Raw genomic sequence first — 25210 nt, forward strand, 5'->3', positions numbered from 1 at the left:
AAGGGCATCTCTGCCACGAGCCTAGCTGCAGTGCAGCAAGAATCGCTTATGTTCATAAGGGTTTCTTTGCATGCCCAGCATTGACAGGGTGACGCGGCTGCGCGAGTTTGGCCGCGTCAAAGCGCTTTGGAAAGTTTTTCCTTGCGCGGCGTCGGGCAACCTTGCTCACATGATCCACGGGAGGACATGAATATGAAAACATCGCTTTACGTTAGCGCTGCAACCCTGGCCCTGGTGGCCGGTGCGGCGCAGGCCCAGGACTTGCCCTTCGCCATCGGCGAAGGCGATTTCGCCTGGGACAGCTACAATGAATTTGCCGAAGCCAACGACCTCTCCGGCCAGACGGTGACCATCACCGGCCCCTGGACCGGCCGCGAAAAGGAAAAGGTCGACGCGGTCTTCCGTTATTTCACCGAAGCCACCGGCGCCGAGGTCAACTACTCGGGCTCCGACAGCTTCGAGCAGGACATCGTGATCTCCTCGCGCGCGGGCACCGCGCCGAACCTCGCGGTCTTCCCGCAGCCGGGCCTGGCCTCCGACATGGCGAGCCAGGGCGCGCTGACGCCGCTGCCCGAGGGCACCGCCGACTGGGTCGCCGAGAACTTCGCCGCCGGTGAAAGCTGGGTCGACCTCGGCACCTACACAGGGCCCGACGGCAACGACAACCTCTATGGCCTGTTCTACCGCGTCGATGTGAAGTCGCTGGTCTGGTACAACCCGATCGCCTTCGACGAGGCGGGCTACGACATCCCCGAGACCATGGAAGAGCTCAAGGAGCTGACCGAGGACATCGTCGACGACGGCGGCACGCCCTGGTGCATCGGCCTCGGCTCGGGGGCCGCGACCGGCTGGCCCGCGACCGACTGGGTCGAGGACCTGATGCTGCGCACCCAGGAGCCCGCGGTCTACGACCAGTGGGTCAACAACGAGATCCCCTTCGACGATCCCGCCGTGATCGGCGCGATCGAGGAGTTCGGCTGGTTCGCGCGCAACGACGACTACGTCCAGGGCGGCGCCGAGGCGGTGGCCACCACCGACTTCCGAGACAGCCCCGCGGGCCTCTTCGCGATCCCGCCGGATTGCTACATGCACCGCCAGGCCTCCTTCATCCCGGCCTTCTTCCCCGAGGATGCGGAGCAGGGCGAGAACGTCGACTTCTTCTACTTCCCGGCGATCGAGGAAAACGACCTCGGCACCCCGGTGCTCGGCGCGGGCACGCTCTTCGGGATCACCAATCCCTCCGAAGGCGCCAACGCGATGATCGAGTTCCTGAAGCTGCCGGTCGCGCATGAGCTCTGGATGGCCCAGGGCGGCTTCCTGACGGCGCATGGCGGGGTGAACCTCGACCTCTACGCCGACGACAGCCTGCGCGCCCAGGGCGAGATCCTGGCCGGGGCGACCACCTTCCGCTTCGACGCTTCGGACCTGATGCCCTCCGAGATCGGCGCGGGCGCCTTCTGGACCGGCATGGTCGACTATGTGACCGGCGCAGAGGCGGGCACCGTCGCCTCCGAGATCCAGACCCGCTGGGACTCGATCAAGTAAGCGGCCCAGAAACACACCCGCGCGGCGCCCCGGCCTGAGGTCGGGGCGCCGTCTTCGCCGCCCGGCACCGGCCCAATCGGGTCCGGCAGGGGCGCGGCGCATGCCGAAGGGAGGGGAGACCGATGTCGCCAATACTGCAAGGGATCATCACGATCATTCTCGGGGTAGGGGGCTGTGCCGGCTACTTCTACGCCTCGAACCTCGTGCTCGACCGGTTCATCTTTCCGGCGCGCGACGACGATCACGGACGCAACATCAACCGCGCCACCATGGTCCGGCCCTGGCTGTTCCTGGCGCCGGCGATCTTCTTCCTGGGGCTCTACCTGGTCTACCCGGTGATCGGCTCCTTCATCCGGTCGCTCTACAACCGCTCGGGCGACACTTTCATCGGGCTGTCGAACTACCTGCAGATGTTCTCCGAAGAGGGCTTCCGGGTGGCGCTCTTCAACAACATCCTCTGGGTGATCTTCGTGCCTGCCGCCTCGACCTTCATGGGGCTTCTGGTGGCGCAGCTCACCGATCGGCTGAAATGGGGCAATGTCGCCAAGTCGCTGATCTTCATGCCCATGGCGATCTCCTTTGTCGGCGCCTCGCTGATCTGGAAGTTCGTCTACGCCAACAACCCCGACATCGGCATCATCAACGCGGTGCGCGACATCTTCGGCATGGATCCGATCGACGTGCTCCAGCTGCAATTCTGGAACAACTTCTTCATCATGTTCATCATGGTCTGGATGCAGACCGGCTTTGCCATGGTGATCCTCTCGGCGGCGCTGCGCGGCATCCCCGAGGAGACCATCGAGGCCGCGATCATCGACGGCGCCAACCCCTTCCAGATCTTCTTCAAGATCAAGGTGCCGCAGATCATGCCGACCATCGTGGTGGTCTGGACGACGATCACCATCCTGGTCCTGAAGGTCTTCGACATCGTCTACGCGATGACCGGGGGCAACTTCGATACGGAAATCCTGCCGTCCTACATGATGGATTTCATGTTCCGCGACGACGGGCGCGCCACCGCGGTCGCCTTCGTCATCATGGTCATCGTCACGCCTGTCATGGTCTGGAACATCGTCCAGGCCCGCAGGGAAATGCGCTGAGGAGGTAAGGGACATGGACAATATCGCAGGACAGAAGTCGGGCCTTTCCCTCGTCACCAATCTCAGCGTGATCGCGCTGGTGCTGATCTGGCTCATTCCCACCATCGGGCTCGCGGTCTCCTCGTTCCGCGAACGCGCGCAGATCTCGGAATCCGGCTGGTGGCGCGCGCCCTTCTCGGTCGAGCAGGCCTACCGCGTCTCGCCCGATGCCGATGGCGCGGTGCAGGACGGCGACACCTGGGTGCTCGAGGGCAATGTCTTCGACAGCTCCGAGGACGCCTCGGGCGAGGGCAGCGTCTCGGGCTTCGGGATCACCTCGCGTGCCCCAGGCGCCGCCGAGCCCGGCATGATCTACGCCCGCTACGAGGTGCAGGTCATCGAGGACGACGGCGAACAGGACGACACCAACATCGAGATCGCCTACGAGGAGGGCAGCGAGCCTGTCTTCCCCGAGACCGACGAGGACGGACAGGAGATCGTGCAGGACATACCGCCGATCTTCGACCGCTCTCTGCAGGTGATGCGCAACGGTGATTTCGTCTACCGCGACGCCGACGAGATCACCCGCGGCCCCTCGATCTACATCACCGCGGCGCAGCCACCCGAGTTCACGATGGACAACTACGAGACCATCCTGACCTCGGACAACATGGACCGGGCCTTCATCAACACGCTCACCGTGTCGATCCCGGCGACGGTCATCCCCATCGTTGTGGCGGCCTTCGCGGCCTATGCCCTGGCCTGGATGGATTTCGCCGCCCGCGGCTTCTTCATCGCCATGGTGGTGGGCCTCTTGGTCGTTCCGCTACAGATCGCGCTGGTGCCTCTGTTGACCTTCCACCAGACGGTGGGCATCGGGCAGAGCTTCCTGGGCGTATGGTTGGCGCATACGGCCTTCGGGATGCCACTCGCGATATATCTCTTGCGCAACTACATGATCGGCCTGCCACGGGACATCATCGAAAGCGCCAAGGTCGACGGCGCGACGGACTTCCAGGTCTTCACCAAGATCGTCCTGCCGCTCTCCTTCCCGGCCCTCGCCTCCTTCGCGATCTTCCAGTTCCTCTGGACCTGGAACGACCTGCTGGTCGCCAAGGTCTTCCTGCCGTCGAACTCGGAAAGCTGGGTGATGACGGTGAAGATCGCCGACGACCTGCTGGGCTCGCGCGGCGGTGACTGGGGCATCCTTGCCGCGGCGGCCTTCGTGTCCATCGCGGTCCCGCTCGCGGTCTTCTTCGCGATGCAGAAATACCTCGTGCGCGGCCTGCTGGCCGGCTCGGTCAAGTAACAAGAGGCACTATGAACAAACCGGCGGACCTTCAGGCCCAGAGCAAGCGGGTGGACACCGATTGGTGGCGTGGCGCGGTGATCTACCAGATCTACCCGCGCAGCTTCCAGGACTCCAACGGCGACGGGATCGGCGATCTTCTGGGCATCGCGCAGCGCATGCCGCATATCGCCTCCCTCGGGGTGGACGCGGTGTGGATCTCGCCGTTCTTCACTTCGCCGATGAAGGACTTCGGCTACGACGTGGCGGATTACTGCGACGTCGACCCGATGTTCGGCACCCTGGCGGATTTCGACGTGCTGATCGCCACCGCGCATCGGCTGGGTCTGAAGGTCCTGATCGACCTGGTGCTGAGCCACACCTCCGAGGACCATCCCTGGTTCAAGGAAAGCCGGGCCTCCAAGGACAACCCGCGCGCCGACTGGTATGTCTGGGCGGACGCCAAGCCCGACGGCACGCCGCCCAACAACTGGCTGTCGATCTTCGGCGGCTCGGCCTGGCAGTGGGAGCCGACGCGCTGCCAGTACTACCTGCACAACTTCCTGCAGGAGCAGCCGGACCTGAACTTCCACGAACCCAAGGTGCAGGAGGCGCTGCTGGACGTGGCGACCTTCTGGCTCGACCGGGGCGTCGATGGCTTCCGGCTCGACACGATCAACTTCTACGTCCACGACAAGCAGCTGCGGGACAATCCTCCGCTGCCCGAGGAAGAGCGCAACCCGATCACCGCGCCCGCGGTGAATCCCTATACCTGGCAGAACCACCTCTACGACAAGACCCAGCCCGAGAACCTGGACTTCCTGCGCAAGCTCCGGTCGCTGATGAACAAATACAACGCCGCGGCGGTGGGCGAGGTCGGCGACGACCAGCGCGGGCTCGAGATCCTCGGGCAATACACCGGCGGTGATGACCTCATCCACATGAGCTACGCCTTCGAGCTGCTCTCGGGGCACATGCCGACGGCGAAATACATCGACACCGTCTTCGAGGCGGTGGAGCGGGTGGCGGCCAATGGCTGGGCCTGCTGGGCCTTCTCGAACCACGACGTGCCGCGGCACCTGTCGCGCTGGCAGCTCTCGGAGGCGGGCGCGCGCTGCTTCGCCACGCTGATGCAATGCCTGCGCGGCTCGACCTGCATCTACCAGGGCGAGGAACTGGGCCTGCCCGAGGCCGAGGTCGCCTTCGAGGACCTCCAGGACCCCTATGGCATCCGCTTCTGGCCGGCCTTCAAGGGCCGCGACGGCTGCCGGACGCCGATGGTCTGGGAGCCCTCGAACCAGAACGGCGGCTTCTCCGCGGGCAACCCCTGGCTGCCGGTGAGCCACGACCACCTCAACCGCGCGGTCTCCACCCAGGAGCAGGACCCCGCCGCGATCCTGCATCACTACCGCCGCGCCATCGCCTTCCGTCACGCCCACCAGGCGCTGATGAAGGGCACCCAGGAAGAGGTCTCGGCCGATGGCACGGTCCTGCGCTTCATCCGCAAAGGCGAGGGCGAGGAGATCTTCTGCGCCTTCAATCTCAGCCACGACCCCGCGGCCACCGACATGCCCGAGGGACGCTGGCGGCAGATCGGCATCGAGCTCGGCTCCACCGGCCCCGCGCCGGATGGCCGTCTGCATCTCGGGCCCTGGCAACCGGCGCTGCTGATGCGGCTCGAGGACAACGAATAAGGGAGGACGAAATGGCCAATCTGAAGCTGACCGATGTCGAGAAGACCTATGGCGGCACCGTGCAGGTGCTGCGTGACATCAACCTCGACATCGAGCAGGGCGAGCTTGTCGTCTTCGTCGGCCCCTCGGGCTGCGGCAAGTCCACGCTGCTGCGGATGATCGCGGGGCTGGAGAAGATCACCGGCGGCACGCTCGAGATCGACGGCCAGATGGTCAACGACGTGCCGCCCGCGCAGCGCGGCATCGCCATGGTGTTCCAGAGCTACGCGCTCTATCCGCATATGACCGTGCGGGACAACATGTCCTTCGCGCTGAAGATCGCCAAGAAAAGCCCCGAGGAGATCAACGCCTCGGTCGAGCGCGCCGCCAAGATGCTGCAGCTCGAGCCTTACCTCGACCGCCTGCCCAAGGCGCTCTCGGGTGGTCAGCGGCAGCGGGTGGCGATCGGCCGGTCGATCGTGCGCGACCCCAAGGTCTATCTCTTCGACGAGCCGCTCTCGAACCTCGACGCGGCGCTGCGCGTCGCCACCCGGATCGAGATTGCCCAGCTCAAGGAGAAGATGCCGAACTCGACGATGATCTACGTCACCCACGACCAGGTCGAGGCGATGACGCTGGCGAGCCGGATCGTGGTCCTGGCCAACAAGGGCATCGCCCAGGTCGGCTCTCCGCTGGAGCTTTATGAGACGCCCAACAGCGAGTTCGTGGCGCAGTTCATCGGTTCGCCCGCGATGAACCTCCTGCCCGGCGAAGTGGTGGAGACGGGCGAGACCACGGTGATCAAGATGGGCGGCGGCGGCACCGCGCGCTCGAAGATCGCGACCCGTCCCGAGGACAAGGGCCTGAAGGTCAATGTCGGCGTCCGCCCCGAGGATTTCATCGAGAGCGACGGCGGCGACTACATCTACGAGGGCCGCGTCGACATCACCGAGGCGCTCGGCGAGGTGACGCTGCTCTACTTCGAGGCGCAGGACGGCGACCCGGTGATCGGCAAGCTGCAGGGCATCCACAAGGACCTGCGCGGCCGCTCGGTGAAGATGACCGCGGAGCCCGAGAAGGTGCATCTCTTCGCCGACGGCACCTCGCTTCTCTACCGCTAAGACCACCCCCGGGGGCGCGACAAAAGCGCCGCGCCCCCGGCGCCGGGCCCCGCCGTGGCGTCGCAGGGCTTCACGTTCCTGAAATGTTCTCACATTCCCGTTGGCGAAGCGCGGAGGATCTCCTATCTGTTGAGCATCCGTTAACGGGGGACTCATGGCCGAGCTCAAGCACATCGAGGTACGCGGCGCGCGCGAGCATAATCTGAAGGGGATCGACGTCGATATCCCCCGCGATCAGCTCGTCGTCATCACCGGGCTGTCGGGCTCGGGCAAGTCGTCGCTGGCCTTCGACACGATCTACGCCGAGGGGCAGCGCCGCTACGTCGAGAGCCTCTCGGCCTATGCGCGGCAGTTCCTCGACATGATGGAAAAGCCCGATGTCGATCACATCGCGGGGCTCAGCCCGGCGATCTCCATCGAGCAGAAGACCACGTCGAAGAACCCGCGCTCCACCGTCGGCACGGTGACCGAGATCTACGACTACCTGCGGCTGCTCTTCGCGCGCGCAGGCACGCCCTACAGCCCCGCGACCGGCCTGCCGATCGAGGCGCAGCAGGTGCAGGACATGGTCGACCGCGTGATGACCATGGAAGAGGGCACCCGCGGCTACCTGCTGGCGCCGATGATCCGCGACCGGAAGGGCGAATACCGCAAGGAGTTCCTCGAACTGCGCAAGCAGGGCTTCCAGCGGGTCAAGGTCGACGGGCAGTTCTACGAGCTCGACGAGCCGCCGACGCTCGACAAGAAATACCGCCATGACATCGACGTGGTGGTCGACCGGATCGTCGTCCGCGAGGGCATGGAGACGCGGCTGGCCGACAGTTTCCGCACCGCGCTGGACCTCGCCGACGGGATCGCCGTGCTGGAGACCGCGCCGCGCGAAGGCGAGGGCGAGCCCGAGCGCATCACCTTCTCGGAGAACTTCGCCTGCCCGGTCTCGGGTTTCACCATCCCCGAGATCGAGCCGCGGCTCTTCTCCTTCAACGCGCCCTTCGGGGCCTGCCCGGACTGCGACGGGCTCGGCGTCGAACTGTTCTTCGACGAACGGCTCATGGTGCCGGACCAGAACCTGACGCTTTACGACGGCGCCATCGCGCCCTGGCGCAAGGGCAAGAGCCCGTATTTTCTCCAGACAATTCAGGCGATTGCGAAGCACTATGAATTCGATGCGTCAACCATGTGGAAGGACCTTCCGGCGCATGTGAAACAGGTGCTTCTCTATGGCTCCGGCGACGAGGAGATCCCCTTCCGCTACGACGAGGGCGGGCGCGTCTACAACGTGACGCGCAGCTTCGAAGGCGTGATCCCCAACATGCAGCGGCGCTACCGCGAGACGGATTCCAGCTGGATCCGCGAGGAGTTCGAGCGCTACCAGAACAACCGCCCCTGCGGCGCCTGCGGCGGCTACCGGCTGCGCGAAGAGGCGCTGGCGGTGCGGGTCGCCGGCCTGCACATCGGCGAGGTGGTCGAGAAGTCGATCAAGGAAGCCTACGCCTGGATCGAGTCGGCCCCCGAGGAGCTGACCCAGCAGAAGAACGAGATTGCCCGCGCCATCTTCAAGGAGATCCGCGAGCGGCTCGGCTTCCTGAACAACGTCGGTCTCGAGTACCTGACGCTCAGCCGCGCGGCGGGCACTTTGTCGGGCGGCGAGAGCCAGCGCATCCGGCTCGCGAGCCAGATCGGTTCGGGGCTGACCGGGGTGCTCTACGTGCTCGACGAGCCTTCGATCGGCCTGCACCAGCGCGACAACGACCGGCTGCTGGCGACGCTGAAGAACCTGCGCAACCAGGGCAACACGGTGATCGTGGTCGAACACGACGAGGACGCCATCCGCGAAGCCGACTACGTGCTCGACATCGGCCCCGGCGCCGGCGTCCACGGCGGCCATGTGGTCAGCCGCGGCACGCCCGAGGAGATCGCCGCCGACCAGGGCTCGATCACCGGGCAATACCTCGCCGGCACGCGCGAGATCCCGGTCCCGGCCAAGCGCCGCAAGGGCAACAAGAAGTCGGTCTCGGTGGTCAAGGCGACGGGCAACAACCTCAAGGAGGTCACCGCCGATTTCCCGCTGGGCAAATTCGTCTGCGTGACCGGCGTCTCGGGCGGCGGCAAGTCGACGCTGACCATCGAGACGCTGTTCAAATCGGCCTCCATGCGGCTCAACGGCGCGCGGCAGACCCCGGCGCCCTGCGAGACGATCAAGGGGCTGCACCACCTCGACAAGGTGATCGACATCGACCAGCGCCCGATCGGGCGCACGCCGCGCTCGAACCCGGCGACCTATACCGGCGCCTTCACCCCGATCCGCGACTGGTTCGCGGGCCTGCCCGAGGCCAAGGCGCGGGGCTACAAGCCCGGCCGCTTCTCCTTCAACGTGAAGGGCGGCCGCTGCGAGGCCTGCCAGGGCGACGGGGTCATCAAGATCGAGATGCACTTCCTGCCGGATGTCTATGTGACCTGCGAGACCTGCCAGGGCGCGCGCTACAACCGCGAGACGCTGGAGATCAGGTTCAAGGGCAAGAGCATCGCCGATGTGCTTGATATGACTGTGGAAGACGCGCAGGAGTTCTTCGCCGCCGTGCCCTCGATCCGCGAGAAGATGGATGCGCTGGTGCAGGTGGGCCTGGGCTACATCAAGGTCGGCCAGCAGGCGACGACGCTCTCGGGCGGCGAGGCGCAGCGGGTGAAGCTGTCGAAGGAGCTGGCGAAACGTTCGACCGGGCGGACGCTCTACATCCTCGACGAGCCAACCACGGGTCTGCATTTCGAGGACGTGAAGAAGCTCCTGGAAGTGCTTCATTCGCTGGTGGAAGCGGGCAATACGGTCATCGTGATCGAGCACAACCTCGATGTCATCAAGACCGCCGACCACATCATCGACATCGGCCCCGAGGGCGGTGACGGCGGCGGACGCATCGTGGCCACGGGCACGCCCGAAGAGGTCGCCGAGGTCGGCGAGAGCCACACCGGCTATTACCTCAAGGACATGCTGCGCCCGCGCAAGGTGGCTGCGGAGTAAGATTAAGAAAGGCGAAAGTCATCGCGATTTCAAAGCGTTGACGGCCTGGCTTAAGTCGATGCGTGAACAGCATCAGTGGGCGCCTCGCGCCCGCTGGCCCTGAGCGCGGCGCAGAGATCGCCATAGGTCGTCACCCCGCGCCCCTCGAGCATCTGCAGGAGCCGCAGCGTCACCGAGACCCGCGCGGCGAGCTGGCCCTCGCGCGGGCTGACGCCGAGCCGCTCGCGCAGGCTGGCGAAGCTCATGCGCGGGCCCGGCCCGAAGACCAGCGCCGCCAGCGCCACGATGTCGAGCACCGGCAGGTCCCAGTCGAGCCCCGTCTCGGCCCGGCGGGCGCGCAGGAAGGCCATCTCCAGCGGGGCGTTCTGCGCGACGATCACCGCGCCTTGGGCGAACTCCGCCAGCCCCCGCGCCGCGGGCCCCAGCGTCCCGGCCTCCACCCGGCTTTTGTAGCTCTCGCCCGCGCGGGCCGCGCCCCGGCAAAGCATCTGCGCCTCGATGCAGGTCAGCGTGTCGCGATGCGGGAGCGGCCCCGTGGTCTCGAGGTGCAGGACGCAGAGCCGCAGCTCGGACAGCGGGCGGTCGGCAAGCGGCACCTCCGGGGCGGGCGCGCAGAGCGCGAAGTCATGCACCAGCGGACGGCAGCCCTCGGTGTCGGCGGGCGCGGCCTGTTCGAAGGCCAGGAGGTAGCCGCCATCCGCCATGTGCTGCAGCCGCGCGTTCAGGGGTGCGCCCTCGGCCCGGTCGAGCCTTGCGCTGGTGGTGAGCCCCGAGCGGTCGGCCTTGGCCTGAGCCGCGGCGAGCGAGGCGGGGGTCACGAGCCCGTCGAGCCGCGTCCCGAGCCGCAGCCCGGGGCCCTGCGCAAACAGCCCCGCCGCCTGGCCGTTGAACAGCACCACCCGCCCGTCGGGGCCGGTCAGAAGAAGCGGCAGCGGCAGGTCGGCCAGAAGCTCCTCGAAGCGGGCGGCCTCAGAGCCGGTGCCACCGGAGCCGCCGCGCGCCTCGCGCAGGGCGGCCTCAAGCGCCGCGGCGGCGGGGCCGAGGTCTCCCAGCTCGGGCGCGATGCGGGGATCGAGCGGCGGCGCCTCGCGCCCATGCGCCCGGCGCTGCAATTCACCCGCGAGCCGTTCCAGCGGCCGCGCCACGCCGTGGTCGACCAGGAGCCCGACGCAGAGGAAAATCACCAGCAGCAAGAGCGGCCCGGCCCAGAGCGCCCAGCCGCCCGCCTCGCCGCGCGCGAGCTGCGTCAGGGTCAGCGCGCCCGCCGCCAGCGCCGCGACGAAAAGCGCGAGCAGCAGGGCCAGCAGTTTCACGCGAAGGGACAGATGCATCGCTCAGAGCCTCTGGCACAGGGTGGAGAGCAGCGGATCGGCGCGGTCGACCTCGCGCCAGGCGGGCGTATCCGAGCCGGGCAGGGCGCGGCGGCCCTCGACGCAATCGACCATGACCTCGGTGCGTTCCGGCGCGCGCCAGCGCTCGAAGACATAGAGGTCGGCCAGGTAGACCGAGGGGCGCACCTGGTGTTCCCGCCGCCCGCCGACGTCGATGGCGACAAGCCGCGTAGTGACCGGCACGAAATAGGCCCAGGGGCGGTGCGGCGCGGGCGTGGCGGCGCGGTCGGCGACGACCACGCCTTCGGGCAGGGCGGCGGCGGTGCGCGCGCTCCAGCCGTAGTCCGAGGAGATCAGCGCCGCGATCAGCGCCAGCGCCGCGCCGAAGGGCACGAGCCAAAGCGGCAGCGCCCGGGGCCAGCTCCGGTGCAGGATCCACATGGCCGCCGCGCCCGCGAAGCCGGCGAGGCCGAGTGAGACCAGATCCATGCCCATGCGCCCGTCCTTTCCCGCGGCACCTCTGCCGCGAAGGTGAGGCTAGGGCCTCACGCGGGCGGGTGGAAGCAGGAATGGGCGTGGCGCCGGGGTTGACCGGGGGGCGGGGCGGCTGGCTGGCAATTTGCGCGGCGCCTCAGGGCGCGCTCAAGGTCGCGTGGCGGCCGCGCGCCAGGGGCCGGACGGGCAGGGCGGGGCCGCGCGGCACCCGGCGCCAACCGTGGGACGGGCAGGGCGGTCCCGCCCGCCAAGCAACTGGAATCGCCAGCAAACCCCGGTCGCGCGCGCCGCTGCCCCAGCAGACCCTCCGCGTCAACCCGACATTCCTGCAGCTTCGGCCTTGCACCGGGGCGGTCATCGTCTAGGCTCTCGGGTCACAGGGCGAGCAACGCCCGGACAAGGGAGGATAATCTGATGACATCACTGAGCGTGAAGCTGACGGCGGGCGCCCTGGCGCTGACCTTCGCCACCGAGGCGGCGGCGACGGAATGGAACGTCTCGGTCTGGGGCAAGCGCCGCGCCTTCACCGAGCACATCCACAAGCTCGCCGAGCTGGTCGAGGAAAAGACCGACGGCGGGTTCACCATGAACATCTCCTACGGGGGCCTGTCGAACAACCGCGAGAACCTCGACGGGATCTCCATCGGGGCCTTCGAGATGGCGCAGTTCTGCGCCGGCTATCACCCCGACAAGAACCGCGCGATCACGGTGCTCGAGCTGCCCTTCATGGGGGTGTCGAACCTCGACGAGGAAGTGGCCGTCAGCCATGCGATCTACGACCACCCCGCGGTGGCCGAGGAGATGGCCCAGTGGAACGCGCGCATGGTGATGACCTCGCCGATGCCGCAGTACAACATCGTCGGCACCGGCGAGCCGCGCGACGAGCTGGCCGAGTTCGACGGCATGCGGGTGCGCGCCACCGGCGGCCTGGGCGAGGCCTTCTCGGCGGTGGGCGGCGTGCCGACCTCGGTGACCGCGACGGAAGCCTACCAGGCGATGGAATCCGGCGTCGTCGACACCGTGGCCTTTGCCCAGCACGCGCATCTCTCCTTCGGCACGATCAACCAGGCCGACTGGTGGACCGCGAACCTCAACCCCGGCACGGTGAACTGCCCGGTGGTGGCCAATATCGACGCTTATGAGGCGCTCTCCGATGCCGAGCGCGAGGCTTTCGACAGCTCGGTCTCCGAGGCCATCGACCACTACCTGGCCAACTACGGCGAGCTGCTCGACCGCTGGGACAGCGTGCTCGAGGAGAAGGGCGTCCAGAAGGTCACCATCTCGGACGACCAGCTGGCGCAGTTCGAAGAGGTCGCGGGCGAGCCCATCCAGCAGGCCTGGATCGAGGAAATGAGCGCCCAGGGCCTGCCGGCCCAGGAACTCTACGACCTGATGAAGTCGACCCTGGAAGAAGCCCAGGCGACGAACTGATCGCGGGGGCCCGGCCCGGCGGCGCCTGAGCGCGTCGCCGGGACACCGCGCGGCCCCTTGCCAAGAACAAGACCAGACGAGCGACGGAGGGGGAGATGGCCGGAACCGCCAAGGTGCTTGCCGACGACAGCCTGTTGAGCCGGCTCGACCGGCGGCTGGCGGGGCTCGAATGGAGCTTCGCGTTGATCTCCGGGATTTTCGCCTTCGGGCTGATGATGCTGGCGGTGATCTCGGTCACCGGCCGCAACGGCTTCAACGAGCCGCTGCCGGGCTACGTCGACTGGATCGAGGCCTTCATGCCGCTGATCGCGATCCTCGGCATCTCCTACGTGCAGCGCACCGGCGGGCACATCCGCATGGACATCGTGATCGGCCTGTTGCGGGGCCGGGCGCTCTGGATCGCGGAGTTCATCACCACCTTCGGCATCCTGCTTCTGATGATCGCGCTGGTCTGGGGCTCCTGGGCGCATTTCGACCGCAGCTTCGACATGGGCGCGCCGCTCTGGAGCCGCGACAGCTCCATCGACATCGGCCTGCCGATCTGGCCGGCCAAGCTGGTGGTGCCGGTGGCCTTCGCGGTGATGTGCCTGCGGCTGGTGCTGCAGCTCTGGGGCTACGGGCGGGCCATCCTGCTGGGGCTTGAGAGCCCGGTGGCGGTGCCGCTGATCCAGTCCGCCGCCGAGATCGCCGCCGAAGAGGCCGAAACCCTGAGCCGGAAGGACTGAACGGATGGAACCCATCGATATCGGCCTCTGGGTCACCGGCGGCCTTCTGGTCATGGTCGTCCTGGGCATGCGCGTGGCCTTCGCGGCGGCGCTGGCGGGCCTCATCGGCCTGATCTGGATCTTCTGGGAAAAGCGCGACTACGACTTCGAGCAACTGGGCTGGGCCCTGACCGTGGCGATCAAGACCGCCGGGCAGGTGCCGCATTCCAAGGTCTCGAACCAGGCGCTCTCGCTGATCCCGACCTTCATCCTGATCGGCTACCTGGCCTATTACGCAGGCCTGACGCGGGCGCTTTTCGAGGCCGCCAAACGCTGGATCGCCTGGGTGCCGGGCGGGCTCGCGGTCTCGACGGTCTTCGCCACGGCGGGTTTCGCCGCGGTCTCGGGCGCGAGCGTGGCGACCGCGGCGGTCTTCGCGCGCATCGCCATCCCCGAGATGCTCAAGGTCGGCTACGACAAGCGTTTCGCCGCGGGTGTGGTCGCCGCGGGCGGCACGCTGGCCTCGCTGATCCCGCCCTCGGCGATCCTGGTGATCTACGCGATCATCGTGGAGCAGGACGTGGGCCGGCTGCTGCTCGCGGGTTTCATCCCGGGCGTCTTCTCGGCCTTCGTCTATGCCACGCTGATCGTGATCATGGCGCTGACCCTGCGCAACTTCGGCCCGCCGGTCAGCGGCTTCACCTGGCGCGAGCGGCTGGTCGCCCTGCCGCCGGCGCTGCCCATCGTGGCGGTCGTGGTGATCATCATCTTCTTCGTCTACAACCCCTTCGGCGGCGACGCCTGGGGCACGCCGACCGAAGGCGGGGCCATCGGCGCCTTCATCGTCTTCTGCATGGCCATCGCCCGGGGGATGCGCCTGAAAGAGCTGAAGGACGCCCTGGTCGAGACCGCCAAGCTGTCGATCATGATCTTCTCGATTATCTGGGGCGTGCTGATCTACGTGCGCTTCCTGGGCTTCGCCGATCTGCCGACCGCCTTCTCGGACTGGATCACCAGCCTCGAGTATTCGCCGATGCTGATCCTGGTCTGCATCCTCCTGGCCTATGCGGTCCTGGGGATGTTCATGGATGCCATCGGGATGCTGCTCCTGACGCTGCCGGTGGTCTACCCGGCGGTCATGGCGCTGAACGGGGGCGAGTTCGTCAGCGCGGAAGAGGCGACCTTCGGCATGTCCGGGCCGATGTGCGCGGTCTGGTTCGGGATCCTGGTGGTGAAGATGGCGGAGTTCTGTCTGATCACCCCGCCGATCGGGCTCAACTGCTTCGTGGTGGCGGGCGTGCGGCCGGATCTGTCGGTGCAGGACGTGTTCCGGGGCGTGACGCCCTTCTTCATCGCCGACGGCATCACCATTGCGCTTCTGGTGAGCTTCCCGGCGATCGTGCTCTGGCTGCCCTCGCTCGCGTGAGGGCCGGCCCGGCCCGGGTCTGAGTGCCCGCGCTCGCGTGGGGGGCGTCCGGGGCTGGGTCTAACTGCCCGCGCTCGCGTGAGGGTCGCCCGGGCCCGTGCCTAACGGCCTGCGCTCGCGTGGGGCCACCCGGGGCTGGGTCTTGCCCCACGCCTGAGCGCGCATCCGGGCCCCATCTGACCGCGCGGAACCCGCGCCCCCGCTTCGGGGTTATCTGGCCATCGACCGGCAGGGTGCCGGTTCCCGTTCAGATAACCCGGCAGCCCCGGGGGAAAGGACCGTCATGCTTGGGTGGGCTCTCACCTTCCTCGTTGTCGCGATCATCGCGGGTGTTCTCGGTTTCGGCGGCATCGCCACCGCCTCGGCCGGGATCGCGAAGATCCTGTTCTTCGTCTTCCTGATCCTCTTCGCCGCCGCCGCGATCATGCGGCTGGTGCGCTAGGGCAAGGCACGAAAAAGGGCGCCGGAGCCATCACGGCCCCGGCGCCCCCGGTATTTTTACATCTCCTCGCGGGAGCGGCGCCTCAGGCGCGCAGCGTCTCGGTCGAGGAGAAGAACATCGCCTGGCTGATCGCGGAGCGCACCTGCTCCTCGGAGTAGGGCTTGGAGATCAGGAAGGCCGGTTCCGGCTTGTCCCCGGTCAGGAGCCGCTCGGGGAAGGCGGTGATGAAGATCACCGGACGTTCGCCGAGATCGCGCAACAGGTCGTTCACCGCGTCGACGCCCGAGGAATTGTCCGCAAGCTGGATGTCGGCGAGGATCAGATCGGGCACCTCCTTGGCACCAAGCGACACCGCACCGTCGCGGGTGCGCGCCACGCCGGTCACACGGTGACCGAGGTCGGCCACGATGCTCTCGAGGTCCATGGCAATGATCGCCTCGTCCTCGATGATCAGGACGCGGCCCGACATGCCGTCGGCCATCTCCTGGCGGGCGGTCTCGACCAGGGCCTCGGCCTCTTCGATGCTGACGTTCATGATCTCGCCCACCTGCGAGATGGTGAACTCTTCGATGGTGTGCAGCAGAAGCGCCTCGCGGCTGTTGGTGGTCAGGCGCGAGAGATGCTTCTGGGCGGCCTTGCGCGGGCCCTCGGCCTCTTCGGTCACCGGCGCGCCGGTGGTGACCCAGATGCCGTGGAACATCGCGAACAAGCCCACCTTGGCGGTGGAGGCGCCCTCGACCGTGTCGCGGTCGGCCAGAACCGCCTCGAGCGTGGCGGCGGCATATTGGTCGCCGGATGTCTGCGACCCCGTCAGAGCGCGCGCATAGCGCCGCAGGTAGGGAAGCGCGGCGCCGATCTCGCTGCTGAGGTCTGCCTGAGCCATATTTCTTTATCCTTCCTCGTGACTTTTTCGGGAACCAAACGTGGCGGGTGGCTGTTGGTTCCCGAATTGGGGCCTGAATTTGGTGCGCACAAGGTAAAGAATGGCTCAGACCGCACGAAAAAATAAGCGAGATGACGTGATCGACGAGAACCTGAAACGGGTCTACGAGGACATGCTTGACCAGGATGTCCCGGACCGCTTTCTCGATCTCTTGACCCAGCTCAAGGATCAGGATCAGGCGAAGAAGACATCGAGCGAGAGCGACGAATGAGTTCAGATCCCCGCGATGAGATCGTGGAGCATCTGCCGGCGCTCCGCGCGTTTGCCTTGTCCCTGACGCGCAACGGCGCGCTGGCCGACGACATGGTGCAGGATGCCCTGGTGAAGGCCTGGACGAAGATCCACACCTTCGAGCCCGGGACCAACATGCGGGCCTGGCTCTTCACCATCCTGCGCAACACCTACTATTCGAACCGCCGCAAGGCGGGCCGGGAGGTGGGCGACGCGGATGGGCTGCTGACCGAAAGCCTGTCGGAGAAGCCGGCGCATGACGGACGGCTGCAGCTGTCGGACTTCCTGCGCGCCTTCGAGAAGCTGAACGACGAACAGCGCGAGGCGCTGATCCTGGTAGGGGCCTCGGGCTTTTCCTACGAGGAGGCCGCCGACATGTGCGGCGTCGCCGTCGGCACCATCAAGAGCCGCACGAACCGCGCCCGCGCCCGTCTGGCCGAGCTTCTGTCGCTCAGCGACGACGAGGCCTTCGAGCTGACCGACCAGGCCACCATGGCGGTGGTTTCCGGCAACAAACCGGCCAACGCGAGGTAACGGATGATCGCCGCGCCCGGACCCCGTCCGATCCCGAGTGGATTGGGTGCCCGGATTATCGCCTTTCTGTCCATCGCGCTGATCCCGATCGGCCTGGTCGCCTATGTGCAGACCACCGAGCTCGACAGCGAGACCCGCGCGCGCACGCAGCTCAACCTCACCGACATCACCGAAGCCGCCGTGGAGGCCGAGCGGGCCATGCTGACCCGCTCCTTCGGGGCGGCCGAGGCGCTGGGGGCGATCACCCGCGTCTCGATCTCGGACGAGGCGACCTGCGAGGCCTCCTTGCGCGAATACCAGCGGCTCGCGGGGCATGTGAGCTTCGTCGGTTTCCTCGGCATCGACGGGCGGGTCTTCTGCTCGACCGCGAACCAGCCCTTTGACGTCAGCCAGTATCCCGGCGCGCTCGAGGCGCTTGGCCGGCCCACGCCGGAAGTGCTGCGCTTCGATCACGCGCCGGTCAGCGGCGAGCCGGTGGTCACGGTCTATTACCCGGTGCTGCGCGCGGGCCAGCACGTCGGTCATATCATCATCTCGACCCCGGTCCGCGTCCTGCGCGAGATCGACACGCTCTCGGACGACAGCGAGGCGGGCTATGTCGACGCGATCCTGATGAACGCCGAGGGCGAGGTCCTAAAAAGCGCCAGCCCCTTCGCGCGGCTGCCCGACATCATGCCCGCCGATCTCGACCTCGAGACGCTGACCGCGGGCGAGGAATATAGCTTCCTCGCGCGGTCGGGCTCGGGGCAGGACTACATCTACGCCATCGTCAACATCGTGCCGGACCTCGCTTATGCGATGAGCGTCTGGCCGACCGACAGCCCCAAGGTCAACGCGCTGCAGGCCGGCGCCTATACCAAGGCGCTGCCGCTCCTGATGTGGGCGGCGAGCGTGATCGTCGCCTATCTCGCCGTGAACCGGCTGGTGATCCGCCACATCCGTACCCTGCGTTACCAGATGCGCAGCTTCGCCCGCGACCGCCGCCTGCCGGCGCAGTCGAGCGGCCAGGACATGGCGCTGGAGCTGCGCGACATGGAAAACGACTTCCTGCAGATGTCGGATTCGATCCTGCAGGACGAGGCGCAGCTGGAAAACGCGCTCCGCGAGAAGACTATCCTTCTCAAGGAGGTGCACCACCGGGTGAAGAACAACCTGCAGCTCATCTCCTCGATCATGAACATGCAGATCCGCCAGAGCGAGACGCAGGAGACCAAGCGCGTGCTGCGCCGCCTGCAGGAGCGCATCCGCGGGCTCGCCGCGATTCACCGGCAGCTCTACCGCACCGCGGATCTCGGCCATGTCGACGTGAAGGAGCTGCTCGAGGAGCTGGTCGGCCAGATCGCGCTGATCAACGACCGCGACCGCGACGGCATCGTGATCGTCAAGGACCTCGACCCGGTGGAGATTTACCCCGACCAGGCCATGCCGCTGTCGCTCCTGACCGCCGAGGCGCTGGCCAATGCCGAGAAATACATCCAGGCCGACAGCAGCGGCCACCGCGAGATCGCCGTGCGGCTGAAGCGCAGCGAGGACCGGGGCGTGCTGCTCGAGGTCGAGAACACCTCGAACCCCGAGAAGCTGCCCGAGGTCGACCCGATGGGCGGGCTGGGGCTGCGGCTGATCCAGGCCTTCTCGACCCAGCTCGGCGGCACGCTCGAACACGGCATGGACGGCGAACGCTTCCGCATCTCGGTGCGCTTCCACATGTCCGACTTCAAACCGGAAGTGGTGGACTACTAACATGCCGCTGGATCCCAAACCCCTGCCGGAGCCCCTGACGGGCGCGGGCGAGCCCCGCCGCGTCGGCGTCGAGATCGAGTTCGGCGCGCTTGGCGAGGAACGCGTGACCTCCATCGTCGAGGAGGTCCTGGGCGGGCGCACCGAGCGGCGCGGCGACAAGGGCTTCGTGGTCAGCGGCACCGAGGTCGGCGACCTCGAGGTCTATCTCGACACCCAGTATCTCAAGCGCGCCGAGACCGCCTTCGAGAAGCGCATCCACGACATCGCCCGCGCGGTCGTCCCGGTCGAGATCGTCTCGGCCCCGATCCGCCCGGAACAGATCGCCCGGCTCGACGCGCTCTGCGTCGCCCTGCGCGAGGCCGGGGCGACGGGCACGGCGGCGGGCACCTTCCTGGGCTTCGGCGTGCATTTCAATCCCGAGGTGCCGGCGCAGGAGCTGGCCGCGATCCTGCCGGTGCTGCGCGCCTATGCCTTCCTCGAGAACAGCTTCCGCGACGCCGCCGGCATCGACTTCGCGCGCCGGGTGCTGCCTTTTGTCGATCCCTATCCGCGCGCGCTCCTCGACGGGCTCGCCGAGGAGGTGCCCGACATGGGCGCGCTCATCGACCTTTACCTCGACCGCGCGCCCTCGCGGAACCACGGGCTCGACATGCTCTGCCTCTTCGCCGAGATCGACGGCGACCGGGTGGCGCGGGCCATGGATCTTGGTCTCGTCTCGGCGCGGCCGACCTATCACTACCGGCTGCCCGACTGCCGCATCAACGAGGCCGACTGGTCGCTGGCGCTGGAATGGAACCGCTGGGTCCGGGTCGAGGAGATCGCCCGCGACCCCGGCACCATCGCCGATCTGCGCGCCGCCTGGAAGGATCACCGGGGCCAGCTCACCAGCACCCGGGCCGACTGGGTGCGCCGCTCGGCGGAGATCGTGGGCGGGCTGGCATGAGCGACCGGCCGACCATCGGGGTCACCGTCTCGCGGCGTTCGGGCTGGCGGATCTTCCCGCTCATGGCGCTGAACATCTGGCTCGCCGGCGGCAAGGCGATCCGCTGGCAAAGCGGGCGCGAGATCGCGCTCGAGGCGGTCGACGGCGTGGTGATCGGCGGCGGCGACGACATTGCGCCCACGCTCTACGGCGGCGAGCTGCGCCTCGGCGTGCGGCTCGATCCCGACCGCGACCGGCTCGAGAGCGAGGTGATCGAGGGCGCCTTCGCCCGGAACCTGCCGATCCTCGGCATCTGCCGGGGCGCGCAGATGCTGAACGTGGTGCTGGGCGGCACGCTCGACCAAGACGCCTATGACACCTATGGCTCGCGCTATTATTACACCATCCTGCCGCGCAAGCGCGTCGACGTGGAGGGCGGCACGCTCCTTGGCCGGGTGACAGGCCAGGCCTGTCTCAAGGTCAACGCGCTGCACAGCCAGGCGGTGCGCGACCTGGGCCGCGGCCTGCGCGTCGCGGCGCGCGACGACGGCGGCATGATCCAGGCGATCGAACGGGTGCGCGACCCCATGGCCATCGGCGTGCAATGGCACCCCGAGCATATCTTCTACCGCCGCGCCCACCGGCGGCTCTTCAAGGCGCTGATCGAGGCCGCCCGCGCCGGCGCCAGCCGCGCCGCACAGATCGGCGCCGCCGAAGAGGAGGCCCGCGCCGCCGAGGCCCGCCGCGCGCGCCTGCCGCTTTAAGCTCCGTTTCCCGGCCATTTCGAAGAAAGCGCGGCCCCGCCGCGTGAGGTGACCTTTCGGTCACAGCTTTGCGAGGCCCCGGATTTGGGCTTCCCGCGCGGGAACCCATCGGGGGGAGGCGTCGTTGGGCAGTCAACAAACGAGCAGAAAAGCAGGAAACGCAAATGCTAGACACATTCCTCATGGGACTGTTTGCGCTTTCCTTGGTGACCGCAGTTATCTACGCGCTGACGGCCGGGAAGCGCGACAGGGATGAAAAAGTGACGTCCCGCCGTTCGGGAGGCGATGCCCTCCGCTGACGGCGACGCGACAATGCAACGAACAAGGGCGGCCCTCCGGGGCCGCCCTTGTTTTGTGAACCATCTGAACTGTCTTGGATAATGCCGCTCAGGCGCCGTCCGGGTCGCCTTCGAACTCGGCCATGTCGACGGGCCCCGGGGTCGGGCGCGGCAGGGAGGTCTTGCCCGTGTCGCCTTCGGTCAGCGCGATGCCGGGTGTCTCCTCGACGGGTTCGGCGTCGAAATCCTGGACCATCCGGGCCGCCGCATCCGGGGCGATCTGGATCTTGGGCTCGCGCGGGTCAGGATAGACCGGCCGCTCGGCCGGGCGGAAAATCTTCATGTCAGCCCCCAAAGTCGGTGCCATCTCTGGCACGGGTCAACGCATGACATGAATATCGGGTTCCAAAGACCCTCGCGCAATATTCCTTCGCGCAGGGTCACTGCGCTTTTTCGCTCAGATCAGCGGCAGGAGGAGCTGCGCAGCAATCACCATGACGGCGCTGCCGGCCAGGAGCTCCAGAAGCGGCGCCAGCACCGTCAGCCGCCCGTCACTCACGAGGCTCGCAAGCGCCGCCCGGCGCGAGGTGACCGAGATCGCCGCCACTGCCACGGTCACCGCCGCGGTGCCGAGCGCCATGGCAAAGGTGCCGAGGACGCCGATCCAGACCAGGTCGATGTACCAGGCGATGACCAAGAGGAAGAGCGCCCCGGTGCAGGGCCGGATCGCGATGCTGCCGATCAGGGCTGCGACGTCGCGGGGCCGGGTGGCGCGGGCGATCTCCTCGGCGCTTGGCATATGGGCGTGGCCGCAGTGTCCGCCGTGGTCATGGCCATGCGCCTGCGCGGCCTCGGCGCCCCGTAGCGCCCAGAGCCCGCGCAGGCCCCGAAACGCCAGCCAAAGCCCGATCAGCCCGATCGCCGAGAAGCTCACCAGCGCCAGCGCCCCGTCGGCGAGGCCGGTCATCTGCACGCGGGTCAGGCTCAGCAGTCCGAAGCCCGCGCCGACCAGCGCCAGCGCGGTCAGCGCCTGGCCGAGCGAGGCCGCCAGCGCGATCAGCGACAGGGGGCCGATCGCCACGCTGCGCCCGACGCCGTAGCCGCCGATCAGCACCTTGCCGTGGCCGGGCCCGATGGCATGCACCACGCCATAGGCGAAGCACAGCCCGAGGATCGCCGCGCTGGCGCCCCGGTCGCCGCCCTGCAGCGCACGCAGCGCGCCCGCGAGGTCGTTCTGGAAATCCCGCTGCCAGGCCGCGATCTCGCCGCTGGCCCCGCCCGCGAGCGCCAGCACGACGGCGGTGACCGCCAGGGCCAGGAGGCTCAGCTTGAGGGCGCGCATGTGAACCGGAAGCTGTCTGCGAAAAGGATGCCGATGTCGGGCAGGTCGACCGCCTCGAAGGGGTCGCCGGTCTCGTCGACCTCGGCCAGGAGGTCGCCGTATTTGGCCTCGGCCGCCTGGGTGTCGGCCTCGCTGCGGCTGACCTCGCAGGTGGCGGGGCCCTCCGCGGTGGGCATCTCGGGCACGTCGTAGGCCACGAAATAGGTCGGGTCATAGGCCCGCGCGAGCACCTCGCGGCCCTCGAGCGCCAGGGGCTCGGGCAGGGGGCGGATGTGGCGGGTCACGAGCTGGCCCTGAACATAGCCCGCCTCATGGGCTTGAGCGGTCCCCAGCGCCAGGTCCTCGCCGCCGAGCAGGAGCTGGAAGTCGCCCGGAAAGCCGCCCTCCCAGTCGACGTCCTGGCCCGCGAAATCGCTCAGCGCGGCGTCCTCGGGCGTGCCGTCGCCGTCGCTGTCGAGGCCGTTCTCCTCGATCACCAGCATCGAGTAGAAGGCGTCGTAGCGCCATTCCACCGCCACGGCGGTCAGCCGCCCCTCGGCGTCGAACTGCAGCGCGAACTGCGTGTCGATGAAGATATGCGGATGCGCGCCCGCGCCCCCGGCCCAGAGGCCCGCGGCGCAGAGGACGGCGGGAAGGCGGTATCGGCGCATCTGGCGTCTCACGTCTCGGCTGACCCCTTTGGATGGCTTATGTCGCACAGGCCCGCGCGCTCCGCAATCGGGTGGGCGCGGCGGCTCAGGCCCTGCGCGCGCCCACGCCGAGAAGCGAGGTGGTCAGGAAGGCCAGCGCCGCGACGCAGACGATCGAGGGGCCGGCGGGCGTGTCGAAGAGATAGGCCGCCCGCAGCCCCAGGACCGCCGCACCCGCGCCGATCAGAGCGGCGATGACCGCCATGGCCTCGGGCGTGCGCGCCAGGGGCCGCGCGGCGGCGGCGGGGATGATCAGCAGCGCGGCAATGAGAAGGACGCCGACCACCTTGATCGCCACCGCCACGGTGATCGCGAGGGCCAGCGTCAGCACGAGCTGCTCGCGGCGCGGGTCGATGCCGTTGGCGAAGGCCAGGTCGGTGTTGAGCGTTGCGGTCAGAAGCGCCGACCAGCGCCAGGCGATCAGCGCGACGACGGCCAGCGCCCCGCTCCAGATCACCGCGAGGTCGAGCCGCGAGACCGCGAGGATGTCGCCGAAGAGATAGGCCATGAGGTCGATGCGGATGCCCTCGAGGAAGGAGACCGCGACCAGCCCGAAGGCCAGCGCGGAATGCGCGAGCACGCCCAGGAGCGTGTCCATGGCGAAGCCGCGCCCTGTCAGCGCGTTGACCGCCAGCGCCATGATCAGCGCCACGGCCAGGGCGCCCGCGAAGACCGAGACCGAAAGCGCCAGCGACAGCGCCACGCCGAGGATCGCCGCATGGGCGGTGGCATCGCCGAAATAGGCCATGCGCCGCCAGACCACGAAGCAGCCCAGAGGGGCGGCGGCCAGCGCCACGCCGATGCCCGCCAGCGTGGCGCGCAGCATGAAATCGTCGAGCATCATTCCGCCGCCTCGTTCCGGTTCTGCCTGTGTTGGCCGTCCTGGGCGTGATCGTGGCCGTGCCCATGCCCATGTTCGTGCCCGTGATCATGCGGATGATCGGGGTGGTGGTGATGGTCGTGATCGTGGCGATAGAGCGCCAGCGCGCCGCCGGTGCCCGGCCCGAAGAGCGCGCGGTATTCCGGCGCCGAGGCCACCACAGCCGGGGTGCCCTCACAGCAGACATGGCCGTTCAGGCAGACCACCCGGTCCGAGGCGCTCATCACCACGTGCAGCTCGTGGCTGACCATGAGGACCGCCGTGCCGGTCTCGGCGCGGACCGCCTCGATCTGGCGATAGAAGGCGGCCGAGCCCGGCTGGTCGAGCCCCTGCGTCGCCTCGTCGAGGATCAGGAGGTCCGGCGTCTCGATCAGCGCCCGCGCCAGCAGGACGCGCTGGAACTGCCCGCCCGAGAGCCCCGACATCTGCCGCTCGGAGAGGCCGGGCACCCCGGCCGTCTCCAGCGCGCGGTGCACCTGGGCGCGGCTCACCCGCCCGGCGAGCCGCAGGAAGCGCGCCACGGTCATCGGCAGCGTCGGGTCGATGTGCAGGCGCTGCGGCACATAGCCGATCTTCAGCCCGGGCCTGCGCCGAACCTGTCCCGCGCTTGGCGCGACGGCCCCGATGAGCGCCCGCAGGAGCGAGGTCTTGCCCGAGCCGTTCGGCCCGACGATGGTGACGATCTCGCCCGGGTCGAGCGTGAGGTCGACCTGCGACAGCACCGTCTGGCCGCCGTAGGCGAGGCTCAGGCGTTCGGCGGAGACAAGGCTCATGAGGCCTCCGGGGCGCAGGCGGGGCAGAGGCCCTCGGCCTCGATCACCGCGCGTTCGACCTGGAAGCCGGTGGCCCGGGCGGCGGCGCCGAAGGCCCCGTCGGAGGGCCGCATGTGGGTCTCGGCGACGCTGTCGCAGCCGCGGCAGATCAGGAAGGCCGGTGCGTGGTCGTCGCCGGGGCTGGCGCAGGCGATGAAGGCGTTGAGCCGCTCGATCCGGTGGGCGAAGCCCTGGGTGACCAGGAATTCCAGCGCCCTGTAGGCCACCGGCGGCTGCGAGGCGAAGCCCGCCTCGCGCAGGTTGTCGAGGATCTCGTAGGCGCCCACGGCGCGGTGTTCGCGCAGGAGGATCTCCAGCACCTTGCGGCGCACCGGGGTGAAGCGCAGGCCCGCCGCCCGGGACCGCTCTTCGGCCGCGGCGAGGCCCTGATCGACGCATTTGGCGTGATCGTGGCGGGCGAAGCCCAGCGGCGTCTCCTCGGGGGTGGGGCGGTCGTTTTGGTGGCTGGACATGTTATGATATATCATTTAGCTCGGGTCTCGACGTTATAAGATCACAGT

Annotated in this window: 24 protein-coding genes; 15 read left to right on the plus strand and 9 right to left on the minus strand. The window is 68.0% G+C overall.

Features of this window, described 5'->3' with window-relative positions; genetic code table 11:
* Positions 1 to 192: 192 nt before the first annotated feature.
* From LR948_RS04840 to uvrA, 6 genes are all read left to right on the plus strand, one after another.
* Complete coding sequence (locus tag LR948_RS04840) at positions 193 to 1545, plus strand: ABC transporter substrate-binding protein (RefSeq protein ID WP_232752844.1); 1353 nt, start codon at positions 193 to 195, stop codon at positions 1543 to 1545.
* 122 nt (positions 1546 to 1667) lie between these two features.
* The gene (locus tag LR948_RS04845) at positions 1668 to 2645 is read left to right on the plus strand and encodes a carbohydrate ABC transporter permease (protein WP_232752845.1); all 978 of its coding nucleotides are present in this window, start codon (positions 1668 to 1670) and stop codon (positions 2643 to 2645) included.
* 13 nt (positions 2646 to 2658) lie between these two features.
* Positions 2659 to 3933, plus strand: a complete 1275-nt coding sequence (locus tag LR948_RS04850; RefSeq protein ID WP_232752846.1) for a carbohydrate ABC transporter permease — start codon at positions 2659 to 2661, stop codon at positions 3931 to 3933.
* An 11-nt stretch (positions 3934 to 3944) separates the two neighbouring features.
* Positions 3945 to 5606 (plus strand): alpha-amylase family glycosyl hydrolase, encoded by a 1662-nt coding sequence (locus tag LR948_RS04855; protein WP_232752847.1) that lies wholly within the window; start codon positions 3945 to 3947, stop codon positions 5604 to 5606.
* Between the two features lie 11 nt (positions 5607 to 5617).
* Positions 5618 to 6706, plus strand: coding sequence for an ABC transporter ATP-binding protein (locus LR948_RS04860; RefSeq protein WP_232752848.1), 1089 nt, complete (start codon positions 5618 to 5620; stop codon positions 6704 to 6706).
* A gap of 154 nt (positions 6707 to 6860) precedes the next feature.
* Entirely contained in the window at positions 6861 to 9725 is a 2865-nt protein-coding gene (gene uvrA, locus LR948_RS04865; RefSeq protein WP_232752850.1) for an excinuclease ABC subunit UvrA, read from the plus strand.
* A gap of 50 nt (positions 9726 to 9775) precedes the next feature.
* Here the strand turns inward: uvrA and LR948_RS04870 are convergent, their stop codons facing one another.
* Positions 9776 to 11056, minus strand: coding sequence for a PolC-type DNA polymerase III (locus LR948_RS04870; RefSeq protein WP_232752852.1), 1281 nt, complete (start codon positions 11054 to 11056; stop codon positions 9776 to 9778).
* A 3-nt stretch (positions 11057 to 11059) separates the two neighbouring features.
* Positions 11060 to 11551, minus strand: coding sequence for a hypothetical protein (locus tag LR948_RS04875; RefSeq protein WP_232752854.1), 492 nt, complete (start codon positions 11549 to 11551; stop codon positions 11060 to 11062).
* Between the two features lie 414 nt (positions 11552 to 11965).
* Here LR948_RS04875 and dctP point away from each other — a divergent pair, with 414 nt between their 5' ends.
* The 4 genes from dctP (at position 11966) to LR948_RS04895 (ending at position 15554) form a co-directional block, all read left to right on the plus strand.
* A complete protein-coding gene (gene dctP / locus LR948_RS04880) occupies positions 11966 to 12982 on the plus strand; it encodes a TRAP transporter substrate-binding protein DctP (RefSeq protein ID WP_232752856.1) in 1017 nt (338 codons plus the stop codon).
* Positions 12983 to 13077: 95 nt separating this feature from the next.
* Positions 13078 to 13707, plus strand: a complete 630-nt coding sequence (locus LR948_RS04885) for a TRAP transporter small permease subunit (RefSeq protein WP_232752857.1) — start codon at positions 13078 to 13080, stop codon at positions 13705 to 13707.
* A 4-nt stretch (positions 13708 to 13711) separates the two neighbouring features.
* Positions 13712 to 15112, plus strand: coding sequence for a TRAP transporter large permease (locus tag LR948_RS04890; protein ID WP_232752859.1), 1401 nt, complete (start codon positions 13712 to 13714; stop codon positions 15110 to 15112).
* Positions 15113 to 15395: 283 nt separating this feature from the next.
* Positions 15396 to 15554: a DUF1328 domain-containing protein gene (locus LR948_RS04895; protein ID WP_232752860.1), complete on the plus strand. Its 159-nt coding sequence runs from the start codon at positions 15396 to 15398 to the stop codon at positions 15552 to 15554.
* Positions 15555 to 15636: 82 nt separating this feature from the next.
* Here LR948_RS04895 and LR948_RS04900 read toward each other — a convergent pair whose 3' ends face one another.
* Positions 15637 to 16437, minus strand: a complete 801-nt coding sequence (locus LR948_RS04900) for a response regulator (protein ID WP_232752861.1) — start codon at positions 16435 to 16437, stop codon at positions 15637 to 15639.
* Positions 16438 to 16573: 136 nt separating this feature from the next.
* On the opposite strand from LR948_RS04900, the gene LR948_RS04905 reads away from it, so the two are divergent.
* Genes LR948_RS04905 through LR948_RS04925 form a run of 5 tightly spaced genes read left to right on the plus strand, consistent with a single transcriptional unit; the run spans position 16574 to position 20688 of the window.
* Positions 16574 to 16708, plus strand: a complete 135-nt coding sequence (locus LR948_RS04905) for a NepR family anti-sigma factor (RefSeq protein WP_370634873.1) — start codon at positions 16574 to 16576, stop codon at positions 16706 to 16708.
* Positions 16705 to 17262, plus strand: coding sequence for an RNA polymerase sigma factor (locus LR948_RS04910; RefSeq protein ID WP_232752863.1), 558 nt, complete (start codon positions 16705 to 16707; stop codon positions 17260 to 17262). The genes LR948_RS04905 and LR948_RS04910 overlap by 4 nt, the downstream gene beginning before the upstream one ends.
* 3 nt (positions 17263 to 17265) lie before the next feature.
* Positions 17266 to 19002, plus strand: a complete 1737-nt coding sequence (locus LR948_RS04915) for a sensor histidine kinase (protein ID WP_232752864.1) — start codon at positions 17266 to 17268, stop codon at positions 19000 to 19002.
* A 1-nt stretch (position 19003) separates the two neighbouring features.
* A complete protein-coding gene (locus LR948_RS04920) occupies positions 19004 to 19945 on the plus strand; it encodes an amidoligase family protein (RefSeq protein WP_232752865.1) in 942 nt (313 codons plus the stop codon).
* Positions 19942 to 20688, plus strand: coding sequence for a gamma-glutamyl-gamma-aminobutyrate hydrolase family protein (locus LR948_RS04925; RefSeq protein WP_232752866.1), 747 nt, complete (start codon positions 19942 to 19944; stop codon positions 20686 to 20688). The genes LR948_RS04920 and LR948_RS04925 overlap by 4 nt, the downstream gene beginning before the upstream one ends.
* 387 nt (positions 20689 to 21075) lie before the next feature.
* Here the strand turns inward: LR948_RS04925 and LR948_RS04930 are convergent, their stop codons facing one another.
* The 6 genes from LR948_RS04930 to LR948_RS04955 form a co-directional block, all read right to left on the minus strand.
* On the minus strand, positions 21076 to 21309 hold the full coding sequence (locus LR948_RS04930; protein ID WP_232752867.1) for a hypothetical protein: 234 nt from the start codon (positions 21307 to 21309) through the stop codon (positions 21076 to 21078).
* 114 nt (positions 21310 to 21423) lie between these two features.
* Positions 21424 to 22308 carry a nickel/cobalt transporter gene (locus tag LR948_RS04935; RefSeq protein ID WP_232752868.1) on the minus strand — a complete coding sequence of 295 codons (885 nt, stop codon included), beginning with the start codon at positions 22306 to 22308 and terminating at the stop codon, positions 21424 to 21426.
* Positions 22290 to 22958, minus strand: coding sequence for a DUF1007 family protein (locus LR948_RS04940; protein WP_232752869.1), 669 nt, complete (start codon positions 22956 to 22958; stop codon positions 22290 to 22292). The genes LR948_RS04935 and LR948_RS04940 overlap by 19 nt, the downstream gene beginning before the upstream one ends.
* An 85-nt stretch (positions 22959 to 23043) precedes the next feature.
* Entirely contained in the window at positions 23044 to 23838 is a 795-nt protein-coding gene (locus tag LR948_RS04945) for a metal ABC transporter permease (RefSeq protein WP_232753175.1), read from the minus strand.
* Positions 23838 to 24650, minus strand: coding sequence for a metal ABC transporter ATP-binding protein (locus LR948_RS04950; RefSeq protein ID WP_232752870.1), 813 nt, complete (start codon positions 24648 to 24650; stop codon positions 23838 to 23840). The genes LR948_RS04945 and LR948_RS04950 overlap by 1 nt, the downstream gene beginning before the upstream one ends.
* Positions 24647 to 25162 (minus strand): Fur family transcriptional regulator, encoded by a 516-nt coding sequence (locus tag LR948_RS04955; protein ID WP_232752871.1) that lies wholly within the window; start codon positions 25160 to 25162, stop codon positions 24647 to 24649. Before LR948_RS04955 ends, LR948_RS04950 begins: the two co-directional genes overlap by 4 nt.
* Between the last annotated feature and the right edge of the window lie 48 nt (positions 25163 to 25210).

It is taken from the genome of Roseivivax sp. GX 12232 (genome assembly GCF_021272185.1).
Classification (GTDB): Bacteria; Pseudomonadota; Alphaproteobacteria; order Rhodobacterales; family Rhodobacteraceae; genus Roseivivax.